This window comes from Streptomyces indicus (assembly GCF_900100315.1).
Classification (GTDB): Bacteria; Actinomycetota; Actinomycetes; order Streptomycetales; family Streptomycetaceae; genus Streptomyces; species Streptomyces indicus.
Genome location: NZ_FNFF01000001.1, coordinates 604,572 through 621,306, shown reverse-complemented (window position 1 = coordinate 621,306; position 16,735 = coordinate 604,572). Strand labels below are relative to the sequence as shown.

The following is a 16,735-nucleotide window of genomic DNA, read 5'->3' as shown; positions in this document are numbered from 1 at the left end:
CCTAGACCTACTAGACGCACCAGAACACCAGGCGAACCAGTCGATCCATGTGAACCAGGCGTACCAGGCGATCCAGGGGGCGGCGATGCGCGGCGGACCTTCGGTGCTCGGCATAGTCCTTGCGGGTGGGGAAGGCAAGCGGCTGATGCCGCTCACAGCCGACCGGGCGAAACCGGCGGTGACCTTTGGCGGCACCTACCGGCTGGTCGACTTCGTGCTCTCCAACCTCGTCAACGGGGACATCCTCCGGATCTGCGTGCTGACGCAGTACAAGTCGCACTCCCTCGACCGGCATGTGTCCACGACCTGGCGGATGTCGAGCCTGCTTGGCAACTACGTGACCCCCGTACCGGCCCAGCAGCGCCTCGGCCCGCGCTGGTTCTCCGGCAGCGCGGACGCGATCCTCCAGTCCCTGAACCTCGTGCACGACGAACAGCCCGACTACATCGCGGTGTTCGGCGCCGACCACGTGTACCGGATGGACCCGCGGCAGATGCTGAACCAGCACATCGAGTCCGGCGCGGGCGTCACCGTCGCGGGCATCCGGGTGCCGCGCGCCGAGGCCTCCTCCTTCGGGATCATCACCCCGGCCAAGGACCGCACGCGCGTGGAGCGGTTCCTGGAGAAGCCCGCCGACCCGCCGGGCCTGCCCGGCAGCCCGAACGAGGTCTTCGCCTCCATGGGCAACTACCTCTTCACCACCAAGACCCTGATCGACGCCCTCCAGAAGGACGCCGAGGACCCCACGTCCAAGCACGACATGGGCGGCTCGATCCTGCCGATGCTCACCGAGCGCGGGGTCGCCCAGCTCTACGACTTCGACGACAACCACGTCCCCGGCGAGACCGGCCGCGACCACGGCTACTGGCGCGACGTCGGCACCCTGGACGCGTACTACGAAGCGCACATGGACCTGATCTCCGACCACCCGGTGTTCAACCTCTACAACCGCCGCTGGCCCATCTACACCCACCCCGGCCAGCTGCCGCCCGCGAAGTTCGTGGCCGGCGGCATCGCGGGGGAGTCCATCGTCAGCCCGGGTTGCGTCATCAGCGGCCAGGTCACCGGTTCCGTGCTGTCCCCGGGCGTGGTGGTCGAGGCGGGTGCGGTGGTGCAGGGTTCGGTGCTGCACGACAACGTGCGGGTGGGACGCGGTGCGGTCGTGCGCGGCGCCGTGCTCGACAAGAACGTGGACGTCCCGCCCGGGGCGACCATCGGCGTCAACCCCGAACGGGACCAGGAGCTCTACACGGTGTCCAAGGGTGGGGTGATCGCCCTCGGAAAGGGCCAACGCGTGGAGTGACCCTTGCGCGGCGCTGCCGGACGACCCGTCCGCGCAAGGGAGTTCACAGCATCCGCCGTTTGCGCCCCAGCCACGTCTGCGCGACCACCACCACCGCCAGGAACGCCCCGCTGACCACCTGTTGGTAGGAGGAGTCGAGCGAGCCGATCTGGTTGATGATGTTCTTGATCACCTGGAGCAGCAGCACCCCGGCGAGCGTGCCGCTGATGAAGCCGAACCCGCCGGTGAGCAGCGTCCCGCCGATCACCACCGCCGCGATCGCGTCCAGCTCCATGCCGACGCCCAGGATCGTCACGCCCGACATGAGGTAGGCGGCGTTCAGCGCGCCCGCGAGCCCGGCGCACAGCCCGGAGAGCGTGTACACGGCGATCTTCGTACGGGCCACGGGGGCGCCCATGAGCGAGGCCGCGTCCTCGTTGCCGCCCACCGCGTACACGTACTGCCCGAAACGGCTGCGGCGCAGGGCAAGCGCGCCGAGCACGAACAGGACGGCCGTGATCCACACCAGCAGGCTCACTCCGAGCAGGCTCTCCTCGCCGAGCGTCGCGAGGAAGGACCGCTCCTCGACCAGGTAGGTGGTGGAGCCCTCGTCCGTGACCGCGAGCAGGATGCCGCGGGCCAGCAGCATCGCGGCCAGCGTCACGATGAACGGCGCAAGCCGGGACTTCGCGATCAGCAGCCCGTTGACCAGGCCGATCAGCCCGCACACGGCCAGCGGGAGCAGCAGCGCCACCAGCGTCCCGTACTGCGAACCCCAGGCCGCGAGCACCCCGCCGAGCGCGAAGGTGGAGCCGACCGAGAGGTCGATGCCGCCGGTGACGATGACGAAGGTCATGCCGAGCGCGACGATCGCGAGGAACGTCGAACCGACCGCCATGTTGCCGAGGTTGTCGGAGGTCGGGAACGCCTCGAAGCTGACCGAGGCGATCAGGACCGTGAGCAGCAGCGCCACGAGCGCGCCGTGCTGCTGGGCCAGCGCGGTGAGCCGTTCGCCGCGGCGCGCGCCGAGCGGCTCCTCCTCGGGCAGCGAGGCATCCAACACGGGGCTCTTCATCTGGGTACTCATCGCCTTCCCCGCTCCCGCGCCGCGTAGACGGCGGCGACGATCACTACGGCCTGGGCGATCTGCGTCCAGGACGGCGGCAGATCGTGCTTGATCAGCGTGGCGGTCAGGAGCTGGATCAGGACGGCGCCCGCGACGGTGCCGCCGATCCGGACCCGGCCGCCGCTGAGCGGGGTGCCGCCCACGACCACGGCCGTGATCGCGGAGAGCTCCATCAGGGTGCCCAGCGAGGTGGGGTCGCTGGCCGTGAGCCGGGCCGTCGCGAGCACACCGGCGATCGCGGCCAGGGCGCCGGACACCACGTACACGACGACCAGGACGCGCCGCACCGGCAGCCCCGCGAGCTGCGCCGCGGGCCTGCTGTCGCCGATGGCGAGCAGCTGCCGGCCGAAGGTGGTGCGCTTGACGGTGAACGCGACGAGCAGCGCGAGCGCCACGGCGATCAGGACCAGATACGGGATGCCGAGCACGCTGCCGCTGCCCAGCGAGGCCATCGTGGGGTCGCGTACGTCCTTGAGCTGCGGCAGGAACACGTTCGCGAGCCCGCGGCAGGCCACCATCAGCGCCAGCGTGGCGACGATGGGCTGCACCCCGATGAAGGCGATCAGGGAACCGTTCGCGAGGCCCACCAGCATCCCGCCGAGCACGGCGACGAGGATCGCCGCCACCGGTCCGTATCCCAGGTAGAGGGAGATGAGCGAGGTGGAGAGCGCCATCACCGACCCCACCGACAGGTCCACGCCCTCGCTGCCGATCGCGAGCGCCATGCCGAGCGCCACGATGATGACGGGGGCGACCTGGACGGCCTGGGTGCGGAAGTTCTCCGCCGAGACGAAGTGCGGGGTGAGCAGGACGTTGGCGAGCAGCAGCGCGAGGACACCGGCGTACACGCCGTAGTCCTGGAGCAGGCGCAGTACGCGTGCGCGGTCCAAGGGGACGCCGCGCAGGGCCAGTTGGGTCATGACGGCGCACCCTCTTCCGGGGCTCGGGAATGGGCGGCGATCGCTTCGAGCAGCCGGTCCTCGGTCACCTCGGCGCCGGCGAGCTCCGCGACCACGGCGCCGTCCTTGAGGACCACCACCCGGTCCGAACCCTCGACCAGCTCCTCCATGTCCGAGGAGATCAGCAGCACCCCGAGTCCGTCCGCGGCCAACTCGTCGATCAGCTTCTGCACTTCGGCCTTCGCCCCCACGTCGATCCCGCGGGTCGGCTCGTCGAGCAGCAGCACCTTGGGCTGCATCGCCAGCCAGCGCGCGAGCAGCACCTTCTGCTGGTTGCCGCCGGAGAGTTCGCCCACCTTCTGGTGCGGTCCCGACGCCTTGATCCGCAAACGCTTCATGAAGGTGTCGACGATCCGGTCCACCCGCTCCTCGTCGACCAGACCGAACCGGGACAGGCCCGGCAGTGCGGCCAGCGCGATGTTCTCGCGCACCGACAGGCCCGGCACGATCCCCTCGGCCTTGCGGTCCTCGGGCAGCAGGCTGATCCCGGCGCGGATGGCGGCAGGGGTGGAGCCCGTACGGACGGACGCACCGGCGACGAGCACCTCGCCCTCGTCCGGCGGCAGCGCGCCGGCCACCGCCTTCGCGGTCTCGCTGCGGCCCGAGCCGAGCAGCCCGCCGAGGCCCACGACCTCGCCGGGCCGGATGGCGAGCGAGACGTCATGCAGGGTGTGCCGGACCCTCAACCCCCGTGCGGTGAGCACCGGTTCGCCACCGGTCTCGTGCTCGCCGCTGAACTTGGTGAGCCCTTCCGCGCGCACCTCGCCCATCTCCCGGCCCAGCATCAGCGAGACCAGGCGCAGCCGGTCCAGCTCCGCGATCGGGCCGGTGTGCACCAGCTTTCCGTCGCGCAGCACGGTCACCGTGTCGCAGACCTCGTACAGCTCGTCGAGCCGGTGGCTGACGTAGACGACCGCGATGCCCCGGTCGCGCAGCATCCGGATCACCCCGAACAGCGTCTCCACCTCGCGGGGTTCGAGCGAGGACGTGGGCTCGTCCATCACCACGACCCGCGCGTCCACCTGCACCGCGCGGGCCAGCGCCACCATCTGCTGGGCGCCGATGCCGAGCGTGCGCAGGGCCCGCGTGACATCGACCCGTACGCCCAGATCGCGCAGGGCCTCCTCGGCCTCGCGGTGCATCCGCCGGAAGTCGATGAGCCCGAACCGGTTGCGGGGCTCACGGCCCAGGAACAGATTGCGGGCCACACTCATCAGCGGGACGAGGTTGACCTCCTGGTAGATGGTGGAGATCCCCGCGTGCTGCGCCTCCAGCGGCGTCGCGAACTCCACCGGCTCGCCCCGGTACTCCACGAGCCCCTCGTCGGCGCGGTACACACCGGTCAGGACCTTGATCAGGGTGGACTTGCCCGCGCCGTTCTCACCGATCAGCGCGTGCACCCGGCCGGGATATGCGGCGAAGTCCACACCGTCGAGCGCCAGGGCGCCGGGGAACCGTTTGGTGACGCCCGCGGTGCGGAGCACGGCCTCCGCACCGGGCGGCCCGCTCCCCGCCTGCGGGCCGCCCGCGTCGTACGTCTCCGTCATCCTCAGTACGCCTTGCCGATCTCGGACTCGGCGTTGTCCTCGGTGTACTCGGTGTCCTTGATAACGATGTCCTGCCCGACCTTCTCGCCCTTGGTGAAGGCGTCGAGGGTCTCGAAGGCGAGCGGTCCGAAGCGCGGGTTGGACTCGACCACGCCGTGGATCCAGCCGTCGACGATGCCCTGCACCGCGCCGCGCGTGCCGTCGATCGTCACGATCCGCACGTCGCCGGCCTTCTTGCCCGCGCCCTTGAGCGCGTTCACGGCGCCGAGGCCCATCTCGTCGTTCTCGGCGTAGATCCCGGTGATGTCCGGCTTGGACTGGATGAGCTGCTCGGTGACCTGCTGGCCCTTCTCGCGGGCGAACTCACCGGTCTGCTCGAACACCACCTTCAGGTCCGGGGCCTTCTCGGCGATGCGGTCCTTGAAACCCTTGGTGCGCTCGGTGGTCACGTTGTTGCCGGGGGCGCCGAGCAGGATCGCCACCTCGCCCTTGCCGCCGGTGGCCTCGATCATCCGGTCGGCGGCGCGCCTGCCCTGCTCGACGAAGTCCGAGCCGATGAAGGAGACGTAGTCCTTGCAGGGCTCGGCGTTGATCTTCCGGTCGATGGTGACGATCGGGATCTTCTTCTGCGCGGCGGTGCGAAGGACCGGGCCCCAGCCGTCCGAGTTCAGCGGGGCGATCACCAGGACGTCGGCGCCCTTGGCGATGAGGTCCTGGACGTCGCTGATCTGCTTGGAGAACTGCGACTGGGCGTTGGCCGTCAGGAGCTTGATCCCGCGCTCCTTCGCCTCGGCCTTGATCGAGGCCGTCTCGGCGATACGGAACGGATTGGCCTCCTTCTCGGACTGCGAGAAGCCGACGGTGGCGCCCTTCAGATCCAGCTTCTTGCCGCCGAAGGCCGTGAGGTCACAGGTCTTCTGGTCGCCCGAGGGCTCGGCGACCTCCTGGCCCGCGTCGGCGGCGGCCTTGCCGGTGTCCTTGGCGTCGGAGGGGTCGTCCTCGGACTTGGCGCAGCCGGTGGCCAGGGCCAGGCTGAGACAGAGCCCGGCGGTCAGCAGGGTGGGGGCGGACGTGCGGCGATCGGTGTTGCGGCGCAGACGAACGGTCGGCTTCATGGAGTCCCCATTACGGCGCGGCCCCGCGGCGCTCAGGCACGCGTGGGAGATCGGCTGGTGCGGTCAACTCGCGGTCCGGTGCGGAAGGTTCGGCCACCCGGAGGTTGGCGAACCTGGAGTGTTCGAGAACCCGGGAGTTCGCGAACTGAGCGTTCGAGAACCCGGGAGTTCGCGAACCTGGAGCGTTCGAGAATCTTTTACATCGTTGGAAGAGGGCTGTAAACCCTTCGTGCGGCGGCCGGTGCGTACCGGTCCCGGGCGCCGTCTACCGGCGTCCCAGCGTGCTCTCGCGCTCCACCAGCCGGAAATCCGCTGTGAGTTCGCGTCCCTGCGGCTCCCCGTTGGCGGCCGCCGCCCCGCTCAGGCGGCTGATCACGGACTCCACGGCGAGCCGCGCGATGGCGTGCTTGTCCGGCGAGACCGTCGTCAGCGAGACCGCGCCGAACCGGCCCTCGACGATGTCGTCGAAGCCCACCACCGCCACGTCCCACGGCACTCGCAGCCCGCGCTCGTGCAGCACCCGCATCGCCCCGATCGCGACCAGGTCGTTGTACGCGAACACCGCGTCGGGCCGCATGCCCGCGTCCAGCATCCGCGCCATCGCCACGGCGCCGTCGGCGCGGTCCCAGCCGCCCACCGGGCCGACCAGGGAGTCGGGCGCGGGCTGCCCCGAGGCCGTCAACTCCTCGCGCCAGCCCTGGAGTCGCAGGTGGGCGGGCCGGTTGGCCGTGTCGGTGCGGGCGCCGAGATAGGCGATCCGGGTCCGGCCGAGGCCGAGCAGGTGGCGCACCGCGGCGCGGGCCGCCGCCACGTTGTCGATCGCGATGTGGTCGTACGGCAGGTCGTACTCGCGCTCGCCGAGCAGCACCAGCGGGACGTCGTCGGTGCGGGCGCGCAGATCGTCGGCCTCGAGCTCGAGCGGGCTGAGGATCAGACCGTCGATCACGCGGGCCCGGAAGCCCTGGCTGACGAGGATCTCCTGCTCGCGGTCGCCCCTGGTGTGGTCCAGGAGCACCGTGTAGTCGTGCTCGGCGGCCGCGTCGATCACGGCGCCCGCGAGCTCCGCGAAGTACGGGTTGCCGAGCTCGGGCACCGCGAGCGCGATGATGCCGGTGCGGCCTTTGCGCAGGTGGCGGGCGGTCAGATTGGGCCGGTAGCCCAGTTCGTCGATGGCGCGCTGCACCTTCTCGCGCATCGCCGGAGTGACGTGCTGGTAGTTGTTCACGACGTTCGAGACGGTCTTGATCGAGACGCCGGCGCGTTCCGCGACGTCCTTGAGGCTCACCCTCACGCGAATCCCCTCCGGGGCGGGCGCCCCTGGCCCCGGCCTGCGGCGACGCACCCCCGAGGGTTGCATCGATGTACAGGCGCGTGTACTGGCCCTTTGTCATGACCCTGGACAGCCGGTCGGTGCCGTGCTGTCATGCCAACTGCCGTTCCTTCCAACGTTGTACAGACTCATCCGACGACCCGCCACCCTTCGTCAGAAGGAGGAGCACGTGCGAGTGAGAAAACGACTGAGAAGCCGACGGGCGTTACGCACCGGCCGCGTGACGCCGCGCAGGAGCAGGCTCGCCCTGCTGCTCGCGGCCCTGCTCGCCCTCGCGGGCCTGACCGCGCTGCCCGCGGCCCAAGCAGCGGAGGATCCCGTGCAGCCACCCGGTCTCAAGGGCGAGTACTACACCCAATCCGCCCCCGGAGCCTTCGACTTCGCGGAACTCAAGGCCACCGGATTCGACCCGAACCTCGACTTCGACAACCTGGAGACGCGCCTGGCCTCCGCCACCGGCCGCTCCGACGACGTGAGCGTGCGCTGGACCGGCAAGCTCGTCCCCGAGCGCAGCGGCGCCCACACCTTCACCGTCATCGGCGACAACGGCTTCAGGCTCTGGGTCGACGGCAAGCTCGCCATCGACCACTGGGTGGACGACTGGGACCGGGAACAGACCTCGCAGCCGGTCGAGTTGACCGCGGGCACCGCCTACGAGTTCAAGGTCGAGTACTTCGAGCACTACGGCGGCTCGAACCTCCACGTCAACTGGATCCAGCCCGGCCAGGCCAAGCAGCCCATCCCGCAGTCGGCCTTCCGGCTCCCGGACGGCTTCGACTACGACGGCGCGTACGGCGGCTCCGTCCTCGCCTCAGGACGCACCCTGCGCCTCGACTTCGTGCAGGAACTCGCGGCCCCACCCGCCGAGTTCACCGAGCACATCGACGCCGTCATCGGCGGGGCCGAGTGGCCGCTCGGCGCCGCCCGCCTGGACCCCGACGACCCGCGCAAGCTCCTGATCGAGCTGACCGAACCCGTGGTCGGCCAGGGCGGACAGGTCGATCTGCGCTACGACGGCCAAGGCGGTCTGACCGCGCAGGACGGCAAGGCGGTCGGCGCCTTCTGGAGCGGCGGCACCAACGACTCCGAGCACCAGCTCACCACCAAGTGGGGCGAGGAGGTCACGCCGCAGAACGCCTGGCGCGAGTACCCCCGCCCGCAACTGGTCCGCAAGGACTGGCAGAACCTCAACGGCACCTGGGAGTTCGCCGGCGCCTCGGCCGGTGAGCAGCCGCCGTTCGGCAAGCGCCTCAAGGAGCGCATCCTCGTCCCGTACCCCGTGGAGTCCCAGCTCTCCGGAGTCGAGCGGCACGAGGACCGGATGTGGTACCGCCGCACCTTCACCGTCCCCGAGAAGTGGGACGACAAGAAGCGGATCAAACTCAACTTCGACGCCGTCGACTGGCAGTCCGTGGTCTACGTCAACGGCAAGAAGGTCACCGAACACAAGGGCGGCTACGACCGGTTCAGCGCCGACATCACCGACGCGCTCAAGCCCGGCCGCACGCAGGAGCTGATCGTCGGCGTGTACGACCCGACGGACGCCGACGGAGCGGAGAACCCGCCGCTCGGCAAGCAGCGCCTCGACCCGTCCGGCATCTGGTACACCGCATCCTCCGGCATCTGGCAGACGGTCTGGCTGGAGCCGGTGGCCGCGGACCACGCCTCCGGGCTCAAACTGATCCCGGACGTGGCCGGCGAGCGGCTCGCCGTGGATGTGCAGGGCGTACGGGACGGCGTGCCCGTCACCGCCGTGGCCTACGACGGCAAGCGCGAGGTCGGACGCGCCACCGGCAAGTCCGGCAGCACCCTCCAAGTCCCTGTCCCCGACCCGCACTTGTGGTCACCGGACGACCCGCACCTGTACGACCTCAAGGTGACGGTCGGCGGCGACAAGGTCGCGAGCTACTTCGGGATGCGCTCCGTCCAAGTCGAGAAGGCGGACGGCACGCCCCGGATCCTGCTCAACGGCAAGCCGGTGTTCTCCATGGCCACGCTCGACCAGGGCTTCTGGCCGGACGGCCTGCACACGGCGCCGAGCGACGCGGCGCTCGCGTACGACCTGAAGGCGCACAAGGACCTCGGGTTCAACTCCGTGCGCAAGCACATCAAGGTCGAACCGGACCGGTGGTTCCACCATGCCGACCGGATCGGGCTGCTCGTCTGGCAGGACATGCCCTCCATGACGGCCGGGCGCACCCCGGACGCCGCCTCGCGGGCGCAGTACGAGCACGAGATGAAGAAGATGATCGACCAGCACGTCTCCAGCCCTTCGGTGATCATGTGGGTCACCTTCAACGAGGGCTGGGGTCAGTACGACCAGGCGCGCATCGCCGACCAGGCGAAGACCTGGGACCCGAGCCGGCTCGTGAACAACATGAGCGGACTCAACTGCTGCGGCGCGGTGGACGGCGGCAACGGCGACATCGCCGACGCCCACGGCTACCCGAGCCCGCTGCTCCCGCAGCCGGACGGCGAACGGGCCCTGGTCAGCGGCGAGTACGGCGGCCTCGGCCTGGCCGTGCCGGGCCACGCCTGGCCGGTCCGGCACACCTACGTCGGAGTGGACCGCGCGAAGTACACGGACGAGTACCTGGCCCTGCTCGACAAGGTACGGACGCTCGCCTGCCAGGGCGGCAACGGAGCCGTGTACACCCAGATCACCGATGTGGAAGGCGAGTTGAACGGCCTGCTCACCTACGACCGCAAGGTCCTGAAGGGCGATCAGCAGCGGATCAAGGCCGCGCACGAGGCGCTGATCAGGGAAGCGGCGGCCCCGGGAGGTGTGCAGTGCGCCTGAGGTGACCCGAGTGGGGGCGGGGGATCGGTGCCACGAGAATTGACGTGCTCGTAACGTTCCGTATTCCGGACGTGCTTGACCGTAGTCGTCAACAGGTTGTTGACTGCTGGCTCCCCGTCGTCGACGCGAGAGCTGGGCATGGCTACCCACACCGATCCGCTCGCCCCCCTCGACCTGGCCTTCTGGAACATCGAGTCCGACGAACACCCCATGCACCTGGGCGCCTTGGGCCTCTTCACCGCCGACTCGGCCGGCGCCGCGCAGCACGCCGCCGACCTCCTCACCGCCCGCGCGCCCCGCGTCCCCGGTCTCGGGATGCGGATCAGGGACGTCTGGTACGGGGCCGGGGGAGCGGTGCGCGAACCGGCACCCGCCTTCGACCCTGCCGACCACGTCCGGCTCGCCGCCGCCACCGTCGACTTCCACGCCGCGGCCGGCGCGCTCATGGAGCGGCCCCTGGACCGCGCGCGCCCGCCCTGGGAGGCACACGTTCTGCCCGGCGCCGACGGCGCCACCTTCGCGGTGCTCTTCAAGTTCCACCACGCCCTGGCCGACGGGCTGCGCGCGCTGACCCTGGCGGCCGGGGTGATGGACCCGCAGCCGGACCTCGCCGCCCGCGCCCACCGGCCCTCCGAGCCCGCGCCCGAACACGGCCTCCTGTCCTGGCTGCCCCGCCCGCAACACCTGCCCGGCGCCGTCCGCGCACGGCTCGGCGCCCTCGGCCAGGCCCTCGACATCGGCGCCTCCGTGGCCCGCGCGACCTGGCCCGTGCACTCCTCACCGGCGCTCACCGCCCTCCCGACCGGCAGCCGCCGCACCGCAGGCGTCGTCCTCGACCTGGACGAGGTCCAGCGCATCCGCAAGACGACGGGCGGCACGGTCAACGACGTCCTGATCGCCCTCGTCGCCGGCGCCCTGCGGCGCTGGCTCGCCGAACGCGGCGAGCCGGCCGACGAGGTCCGCCCCCGCGCCCTGATACCCGTCTCGCGCCGCCGCCCCCGCGCCCGCCAGCCCCAGGGCAACCGGCTCTCCGGCTACCTGATCCGCCTCCCCGTCGACGAGGCGGACCCGCTCACCCGCCTGCGCACCGTCCGCGCCGACATGGACCGCAACAAGGACGACGGCGCGCACCGGGGCGCGGGCGCCGTCGCGCTCCTCGCCGACCACGTGCCGCCGCTCGGCCACCGCCTCGGCGGCCCCGTCGTGGCCCAGGCCGCCCGCCTGCTGTTCGACATCCTGGTCACCAGCGTGCCGCTGCCCAGCCTGGGCCTGCGCCTGGCCGGCTGCCCGCTGGCCGAGGTCTACCCCTTCGCGCCGCTCGCCCAGGGCCACTCACTCGCCGTAGCCGTCTCGACCTACCGCGGACGGGTCCACTACGGCCTGGTGGCGGACGCGGAGGCCGTCCCCGACCTGGACCGCCTCGCGGACGCGCTGACCCGGGAGCTCCATGAGGTGGCGACCGCGGCCGGGGTCTGACACCGCACGCCCGTCACGCTGCGTACGGCGCCAAGTGCGCCCGGTCAGGCCCGAGGGGAACGGTTTGGAAACCGGCACCCCGGCTCCGTAAAATCCACTCTTTGGAATCTGACCGGCGCCGGCGCGCCCGCACCCGTACGAGGAAAACAACGGCGATGAGCGTGACCAGCGAGAGCACGGAGGGCCAGGAGCTCACCGAGGGCCAGGAGCCCCAGAACTTCGGACCCGGCATCGACCCCGAGCGGCTCGCCGTCTGCCTCGCGGTCCTCGACGAGCTCGACAAGCTCGAGGTCGACCACCCCGACGCGATCGCCGTACGCCGCGCCACCGCCGGCATCTACCGCACGGTCAAGCAGCGCCGCCGCCAGGAGCGCCGGGCCGCGAAGACCGCGCACGACCGCCAGGTCACGCACGCCACGGCCACCGGCTCCGCCGAGCGCATCGACGACGAGACCCAGGGCCTGCTGCCGAGCTCCTCCGCCGCCGGTGAGATCGCCGGCATACTCCAGCGGCCGCGCTCCTGCTACGTCTGCAAGGCGCGGTACGTCGAGGTCGACGCCTTCTACCACCAGCTCTGCCAGAAGTGCGCCGCCGAGAACCGCGCCAAGCGCGACGCCCGCGCCGACCTGACCGGCAAGCGCGCCCTGCTCACCGGCGGCCGCGCGAAGATCGGCATGTACATCGCGCTGCGCCTGCTGCGCGACGGCGCGCACACCACGATCACCACGCGCTTCCCCAAGGACGCCATCCGCCGCTTCAAGGCGATGGAGGACTCCGCGGACTGGATCCACCGCCTGGAGGTCGTCGGCATCGACCTGCGCGACCCGGCGCAGGCCGTCGCGCTCGCCGACCAGGTCGCCGAGGCCGGACCGCTGGACATCCTGATCAACAACGCCACGCAGACCGTGCGCCGGCTGCCCTCCGCCTACGCCGCCCTCGTCGACGGCGAGAGCGCGCCGCTGCCCGCCGGCGAGCTGCCCCCGCACAGCGTGATCGGCGCCTTCAACTCCGGTGCCGTGGACGGCATCCAGGCCCTGCCCGCCGGGATCTCCGGCATGGACGCGCAGCAGGTCGCCGACCTCGCGCTGGTCGGCGGGCACGCCAGCATCGAGAAGCACCGCGACGGCACCGCCATCGACGCGGGCGGCCTCGTCCCCGACGTGGTGCACACCAACACCTGGGTGCAGTCCATCGAGCAGATCTCCCCGGTGGAGCTGCTCGAGACCCAGCTGTGCAACTACACCGCGCCCTTCATCCTCATCAGCAAGCTGCGCGCCTCGATGGCCGAGGCCGCGCGCAAGGCCGCTTCGGGACGCGCCTACGTCGTCAACGTCTCGGCGATGGAAGGGGTGTTCAACCGCGGCTACAAGGGCGCGGGCCACCCCAACACCAACGCCGCCAAGGCCGCGATGAACATGGTCACGCGCACCAGCGCCCAGGAGATGTTCCAGACCGACGGCATCCTCATGACCTCCGTCGACACCGGCTGGATCACCGACGAGCGCCCGCACTACGACAAGCTCCGCCTCGCCGAGGAGGGCTTCCACGCCCCCCTCGACCTGGTCGACGGTGCGGCCCGCGTGTACGACCCGGTAGTGCGCGGCGAGGCCGGCGAGGACCTGTACGGCGTCTTCCTGAAGGACTACGCACCCGGCAAGTGGTAGCCGGCGCCGGGGAGTCCGGTCACGGACTCCCCGCCGCCCGCAGCTGCTCGTGCACGGCGTACCCGGCCGTCGAGCCTGCCGCGGCCCGTACCCGCGTCCCGCCGTCCACGAGCAGATCCGCGCCGGTCACCCAGCGCGCCGCGTCCGAGACCAGCCAGGCCACCGCGTCGGCGATGTCCTCGGGCTCGCCGATCCGGCCGAGCGGCAGACCCTCGGCGATGCGCTGCTCCGCGCCCTCCCACACGAACCGCGCCATCTCCGTGCGGACCAGGCCCGGCGAGACGGCGTTCACCCTGACCCGCGGGGCGAGTTCGCCCGCCAGCTGACGGGTCAGATGCAGCAGGGCGGCCTTGCTGGTGCCGTACGCGCCGACGTTCGGGCCCACGCCGTGGGTGCCCTCGGTGCAGATGTTCACCACGGCGCCCCCGTGCTCGCGCATCCAGGCGCGCCACGCCGCCTGCACGAGCCGCAGCGGCGCTTCGACGTTGGTGGCGAAGGCCGCGGCCCAGTCCTCGGGGTCGGCCTCCATGAGTGGGCCGTACGGACGGTTGGTGGCGGCGTTGTTGACGAGGATGTCGAGTCGGCCGAACTCCCGCAGGAACTCCCGTACGCATGTGTCGAGTTGCGAGGGATCGGCCACGTCCCCCGCGCAGCCGAACGCCCGCATCCCGGACTTCTCCAGCGCGGCGACCGCCCGCCGGACCCCCTCGGGATCGCGCCCGGTGACGCCCACGGCCGCCCCGGCCGCACCGAGCCGGTGCGCGACGGCCAGACCGATCCCGCGGGTCGCGCCGGTCACCAGGGCGGCCCTGCCGCCGAGTTCACGCTCCGCTGCTCCAGTTGTCATCCGCGTACGGTGACATGACGGACCGTCAAAGGGGAGCCCCGAGCGCCACCGGATGCCCGGCGCGCCGTCCCCGGCCTTGACCGCATTCCGCGGGCTGTCCCCGCCCCTCCACTACCGTGCCGCCGCGGCCACCAGCTCGAGCACCGGCCGCCAGTCCTCCATCACTCCGGCGTCCAGGCCCACGACCTTCCCCGCGTCGTCGGCCTGCCGCAGCGTGAGCGCGTCCTGCGCGTACGGGTCGGCGGCGAAGGCCGCGATCTCCTCGTACGACATCGGGCCGCCCTGCACCCCCAGCGTCAGAGCGCTCTGTGCGGACAGCGGCCGTCCCGGTTCCGTCGCCGCCAGGTAGCGCTTGGCCGCGACATGGAGGCGGACGAGGCCGGCGACCCGGTGCCCGAGCAGCCCGCGCACGGCATCCGCCGCGTGCTCGGCGTGCGCCGCGTCGTCCCCCGGCCGCAGCAGATGCCCGAGGTCGTGCACGAGCCCGGCCACTTGGAGCTCCTTGTCGGCCGGGTGCGAGCGGCGCAGGAGCGCGGCGGTCTGCAACGCGTGGTCGTGCAGATCGACCGGATCGCCGCTGCGGTCGGGGGTGTCCCAGGTGCCGCGGCAGGCGTGCAGCAGATCCATCAGCGCGTCGACCGTGCGCACCGTCACTCCCGAGGGCAAGGGGTCGTGCGTGGTCAGAGGGCCGTGCGACGTCATGTGCGGCTCCTTCCGGTTCCTCGGCGGATGGCACCAAGTGCCACGCAGGAGAAGGAGAACAGGCCCGCCTGACCGTCAGGCCAACGCCGTATTAATCACGTGCAGCGAACGCCCCCTTCCGCTTACCGTGAAGGCCGTCGCCCCCTGCGGAGAGCGCCCGGATCCAGTCGGATTACCCACCACCACAGAGGTTTTGGGCCGTTTTCCCAGGGCATGCACGGAGATTTTGCCTCCCCATAGAGCGGGGGTCCGCTCATATGGGTACTCTGGGCGGCAGCGGGCCACCCAACGGGTTCACCAACACCCTTGGCCCGCCCTGGGACAAGCCGGTCACCACGGCTGCGTCCCGTACGAGAACCGGCGCCACCGCGACCGAACTGGCCTGAGCGATGCCCCACCGGGCGGCCGCGGCGCCCCGGCGGCGGGGCGGTGACGGTGCGACCGGGGGTTACCCGACACATAAGGAGTGCGCGGTGACACCAGACAAGTCCAAGAGTGAGCAACTGGCCCCGAAGGAACGGCGCGACCGGGCCGGCCGTCGGCGCGGGGACCAGCTGGGCAGCCTCGAGGTGTGGGCGCGGTCCGCGCCGATCCGCCTCGCGGGGTACGAGGACGACCTCGCCGAGCCCCACATCCTGCCGAGCGTCGACTGAGTCCTGACGGGGCTCGCCCGGAGGCCATGACCGCGGCGCCCACCTCGGCGCCTCGGCCCTCGGCGCCTCCGCACTCCGGCCCCGTCACGGCACCAGGAACTCGGCCTCGAACCCGAGCAGCTCACGGGCCGCCGTGAGGTCCACCGGAGCACTCCGGCCGGGCAGCGGCCGCCGCACCTCGGTGTCCGGATGGAAGCGCCGCAGCAGCTCCCGCGTCGGCACGTCCATCAGCGTCTCGGGCGCGCACACGTGCACCGTGTGCGCGCCCGGACCCGGCACCCGCAGGGCGAGCAGCGCGGCCCGCGCCGCCTCCCGTACCTCCAGGTGCGTCCACAAGTCCCGTGCGCCGAGCGCCGGATCGGCCCGGAGCCGGGCCGCATGGGCGAGCAGCCGCTCCTCGAAGCCGCCCACGAACGGGTAGCGCAGACAGACCACCCCCATCCCGTGCCGGCGCGCCATCATCGCGGCGGTCAGCTCGTCGGTCTGCTTGGCGAGCCCGTACGGATCGGCCACCTGCGCCGGCAGTAGCGCGTCCACCGGCACGTACGCCGGATGCGGCGCCGGATCGGCCGTCCACGGCAGCCCCGTCGCACCCCAGGAACCGGCCACCGCCGCACGGCGCACTCCGGCCCGTCCCGCCTCCTCCAGGACCGTGAACGTGGCCAGCGAGTTGGCGCCGAACACCTCGTACGGGCTGTGCCGCTCGGGGGTCGGGATCGCCGCGAGATGGATCACCGCGTCCACGCCGTCGAGCGCGGAGGCCACGGCCTGCGGATCGCAAGCGTCGCCCCGCACCACACGCCGGGCTGCCGGACCGCCCGGATCCTCCAGCACCAGCGCATGGGCCTCGAAGCCCTCCTCGGCGAGGAGGGCGAGCACGGCGCGGCCGATCCGCCCGGCGGCTCCGGTCACCAGGACCCTCATCCGCGCACGCCTTCCCCGTGGGCCCGCCGCAAGCCTTCCCCGTGGGCCCGCGCGCCCTCCCCACGGGCCCGTACGCCTTCCCGGTAGACCCGTAGGGCGAAGATCCGCGCCGAAGCCGCACCGTTCGTGGCCTCCACGACGAGGCGCAGCGCCTTCGCGGTCACCGGCCGCGGCAGGTCGTGGACGATCCGCCGGCGTCTGTTGTCGCTCGTTCGGGCGATCACCTCCCACTCCTTGCCTTCGGCACTGAGTGCCTCGACACGGAAGTCCTTGAGCAGTGTGGGGAGGAGGTCCCGCAGAGGCAGGGGCC

At 71.5% G+C, this 16,735-nt stretch carries 15 protein-coding genes; 6 read left to right on the top strand and 9 right to left on the bottom strand.

Annotated features, from left to right (window positions below):
• Nucleotides 1–85: 85 nt before the first annotated feature.
• Nucleotides 86–1,303 (top strand): glucose-1-phosphate adenylyltransferase, encoded by a 1,218-nt coding sequence (gene glgC / locus BLT97_RS02815; protein ID WP_093607728.1) that lies wholly within the window; start codon nt 86–88, stop codon nt 1,301–1,303.
• Between the two features lie 43 nt (nt 1,304–1,346).
• On the opposite strand, the gene BLT97_RS02810 is transcribed toward glgC, so the two are convergent.
• The 5 genes from BLT97_RS02810 to BLT97_RS02790 all read right to left on the bottom strand — a co-directional run bounded on the left by BLT97_RS02810 (nt 1,347) and on the right by BLT97_RS02790 (nt 7,320).
• Nucleotides 1,347–2,369: an ABC transporter permease gene (locus tag BLT97_RS02810; protein ID WP_093607011.1), complete on the bottom strand. Its 1,023-nt coding sequence runs from the start codon at nt 2,367–2,369 to the stop codon at nt 1,347–1,349.
• Nucleotides 2,366–3,328 carry an ABC transporter permease gene (locus BLT97_RS02805; RefSeq protein WP_093607010.1) on the bottom strand — a complete coding sequence of 321 codons (963 nt, stop codon included), beginning with the start codon at nt 3,326–3,328 and terminating at the stop codon, nt 2,366–2,368. Before BLT97_RS02805 ends, BLT97_RS02810 begins: the two co-directional genes overlap by 4 nt.
• The gene (locus BLT97_RS02800) at nt 3,325–4,914 is read right to left on the bottom strand and encodes a sugar ABC transporter ATP-binding protein (RefSeq protein ID WP_093607009.1); all 1,590 of its coding nucleotides are present in this window, start codon (nt 4,912–4,914) and stop codon (nt 3,325–3,327) included. The genes BLT97_RS02805 and BLT97_RS02800 overlap by 4 nt, the downstream gene beginning before the upstream one ends.
• Nucleotides 4,915–4,916: 2 nt before the next feature.
• Nucleotides 4,917–6,029, bottom strand: a complete 1,113-nt coding sequence (locus tag BLT97_RS02795; RefSeq protein WP_093607008.1) for an ABC transporter substrate-binding protein — start codon at nt 6,027–6,029, stop codon at nt 4,917–4,919.
• 265 nt (nt 6,030–6,294) lie between these two features.
• Complete coding sequence (locus tag BLT97_RS02790) at nt 6,295–7,320, bottom strand: LacI family DNA-binding transcriptional regulator (RefSeq protein ID WP_093607007.1); 1,026 nt, start codon at nt 7,318–7,320, stop codon at nt 6,295–6,297.
• A 259-nt stretch (nt 7,321–7,579) separates the two neighbouring features.
• Here BLT97_RS02790 and BLT97_RS02785 point away from each other — a divergent pair, with 259 nt between their 5' ends.
• From BLT97_RS02785 to BLT97_RS02775, 3 genes are all read left to right on the top strand, one after another.
• Nucleotides 7,580–10,159: a PA14 domain-containing protein gene (locus BLT97_RS02785; protein WP_245769105.1), complete on the top strand. Its 2,580-nt coding sequence runs from the start codon at nt 7,580–7,582 to the stop codon at nt 10,157–10,159.
• Between the two features lie 138 nt (nt 10,160–10,297).
• Complete coding sequence (locus BLT97_RS02780; RefSeq protein WP_093607006.1) at nt 10,298–11,635, top strand: wax ester/triacylglycerol synthase family O-acyltransferase; 1,338 nt, start codon at nt 10,298–10,300, stop codon at nt 11,633–11,635.
• 155 nt (nt 11,636–11,790) lie between these two features.
• Nucleotides 11,791–13,299 (top strand): SDR family NAD(P)-dependent oxidoreductase, encoded by a 1,509-nt coding sequence (locus tag BLT97_RS02775; RefSeq protein ID WP_093607005.1) that lies wholly within the window; start codon nt 11,791–11,793, stop codon nt 13,297–13,299.
• A 19-nt stretch (nt 13,300–13,318) separates the two neighbouring features.
• Here BLT97_RS02775 and BLT97_RS02770 read toward each other — a convergent pair whose 3' ends face one another.
• Together BLT97_RS02770 and BLT97_RS02765 are read right to left on the bottom strand one after the other, a co-directional pair.
• Nucleotides 13,319–14,146 (bottom strand): SDR family oxidoreductase, encoded by an 828-nt coding sequence (locus BLT97_RS02770; RefSeq protein WP_093607004.1) that lies wholly within the window; start codon nt 14,144–14,146, stop codon nt 13,319–13,321.
• Between the two features lie 111 nt (nt 14,147–14,257).
• On the bottom strand, nt 14,258–14,848 hold the full coding sequence (locus BLT97_RS02765; RefSeq protein WP_425442633.1) for an inositol oxygenase family protein: 591 nt from the start codon (nt 14,846–14,848) through the stop codon (nt 14,258–14,260).
• Nucleotides 14,849–15,105: 257 nt separating this feature from the next.
• Here BLT97_RS02765 and BLT97_RS38865 point away from each other — a divergent pair, with 257 nt between their 5' ends.
• Both BLT97_RS38865 and BLT97_RS02760 read left to right on the top strand, forming a co-directional pair.
• Nucleotides 15,106–15,234 carry a hypothetical protein gene (locus tag BLT97_RS38865; protein WP_281251110.1) on the top strand — a complete coding sequence of 43 codons (129 nt, stop codon included), beginning with the start codon at nt 15,106–15,108 and terminating at the stop codon, nt 15,232–15,234.
• Nucleotides 15,235–15,321: 87 nt separating this feature from the next.
• Nucleotides 15,322–15,501 (top strand): hypothetical protein, encoded by a 180-nt coding sequence (locus BLT97_RS02760; RefSeq protein WP_093607003.1) that lies wholly within the window; start codon nt 15,322–15,324, stop codon nt 15,499–15,501.
• An 84-nt stretch (nt 15,502–15,585) separates the two neighbouring features.
• Here the strand turns inward: BLT97_RS02760 and BLT97_RS02755 are convergent, their stop codons facing one another.
• Together BLT97_RS02755 and BLT97_RS02750 are read right to left on the bottom strand one after the other, a co-directional pair.
• Nucleotides 15,586–16,425, bottom strand: a complete 840-nt coding sequence (locus BLT97_RS02755; RefSeq protein WP_176953616.1) for an NAD-dependent epimerase/dehydratase family protein — start codon at nt 16,423–16,425, stop codon at nt 15,586–15,588.
• Nucleotides 16,422–16,649: a hypothetical protein gene (locus BLT97_RS02750; protein WP_093607002.1), complete on the bottom strand. Its 228-nt coding sequence runs from the start codon at nt 16,647–16,649 to the stop codon at nt 16,422–16,424. Before BLT97_RS02750 ends, BLT97_RS02755 begins: the two co-directional genes overlap by 4 nt.
• Between the last annotated feature and the right edge of the window lie 86 nt (nt 16,650–16,735).

Excerpts from the sequence above, each read along its gene's own strand:
- glgC (WP_093607728.1), top strand. The coding sequence starts at position 86 with ATGCGCGGCGGACCTTCGGTGCTCGGCATAGTCCTTGCGGGTGGGGAA.
- BLT97_RS02810 (WP_093607011.1), bottom strand. The coding sequence starts at position 2,369 with ATGAGTACCCAGATGAAGAGCCCCGTGTTGGATGCCTCGCTGCCCGAG.
- BLT97_RS02805 (WP_093607010.1), bottom strand. The coding sequence starts at position 3,328 with ATGACCCAACTGGCCCTGCGCGGCGTCCCCTTGGACCGCGCACGCGTA.
- BLT97_RS02800 (WP_093607009.1), bottom strand. The coding sequence starts at position 4,914 with ATGACGGAGACGTACGACGCGGGCGGCCCGCAGGCGGGGAGCGGGCCG.
- BLT97_RS02795 (WP_093607008.1), bottom strand. The coding sequence starts at position 6,029 with ATGAAGCCGACCGTTCGTCTGCGCCGCAACACCGATCGCCGCACGTCC.
- BLT97_RS02780 (WP_093607006.1), top strand. The coding sequence starts at position 10,298 with ATGGCTACCCACACCGATCCGCTCGCCCCCCTCGACCTGGCCTTCTGG.
- BLT97_RS02775 (WP_093607005.1), top strand. The coding sequence starts at position 11,791 with ATGAGCGTGACCAGCGAGAGCACGGAGGGCCAGGAGCTCACCGAGGGC.
- BLT97_RS02770 (WP_093607004.1), bottom strand. The coding sequence starts at position 14,146 with ATGACAACTGGAGCAGCGGAGCGTGAACTCGGCGGCAGGGCCGCCCTG.
- BLT97_RS02765 (WP_425442633.1), bottom strand. The coding sequence starts at position 14,848 with ATGACGTCGCACGGCCCTCTGACCACGCACGACCCCTTGCCCTCGGGA.
- BLT97_RS38865 (WP_281251110.1), top strand. The coding sequence starts at position 15,106 with ATGGGTACTCTGGGCGGCAGCGGGCCACCCAACGGGTTCACCAACACC.
- BLT97_RS02755 (WP_176953616.1), bottom strand. The coding sequence starts at position 16,425 with ATGAGGGTCCTGGTGACCGGAGCCGCCGGGCGGATCGGCCGCGCCGTG.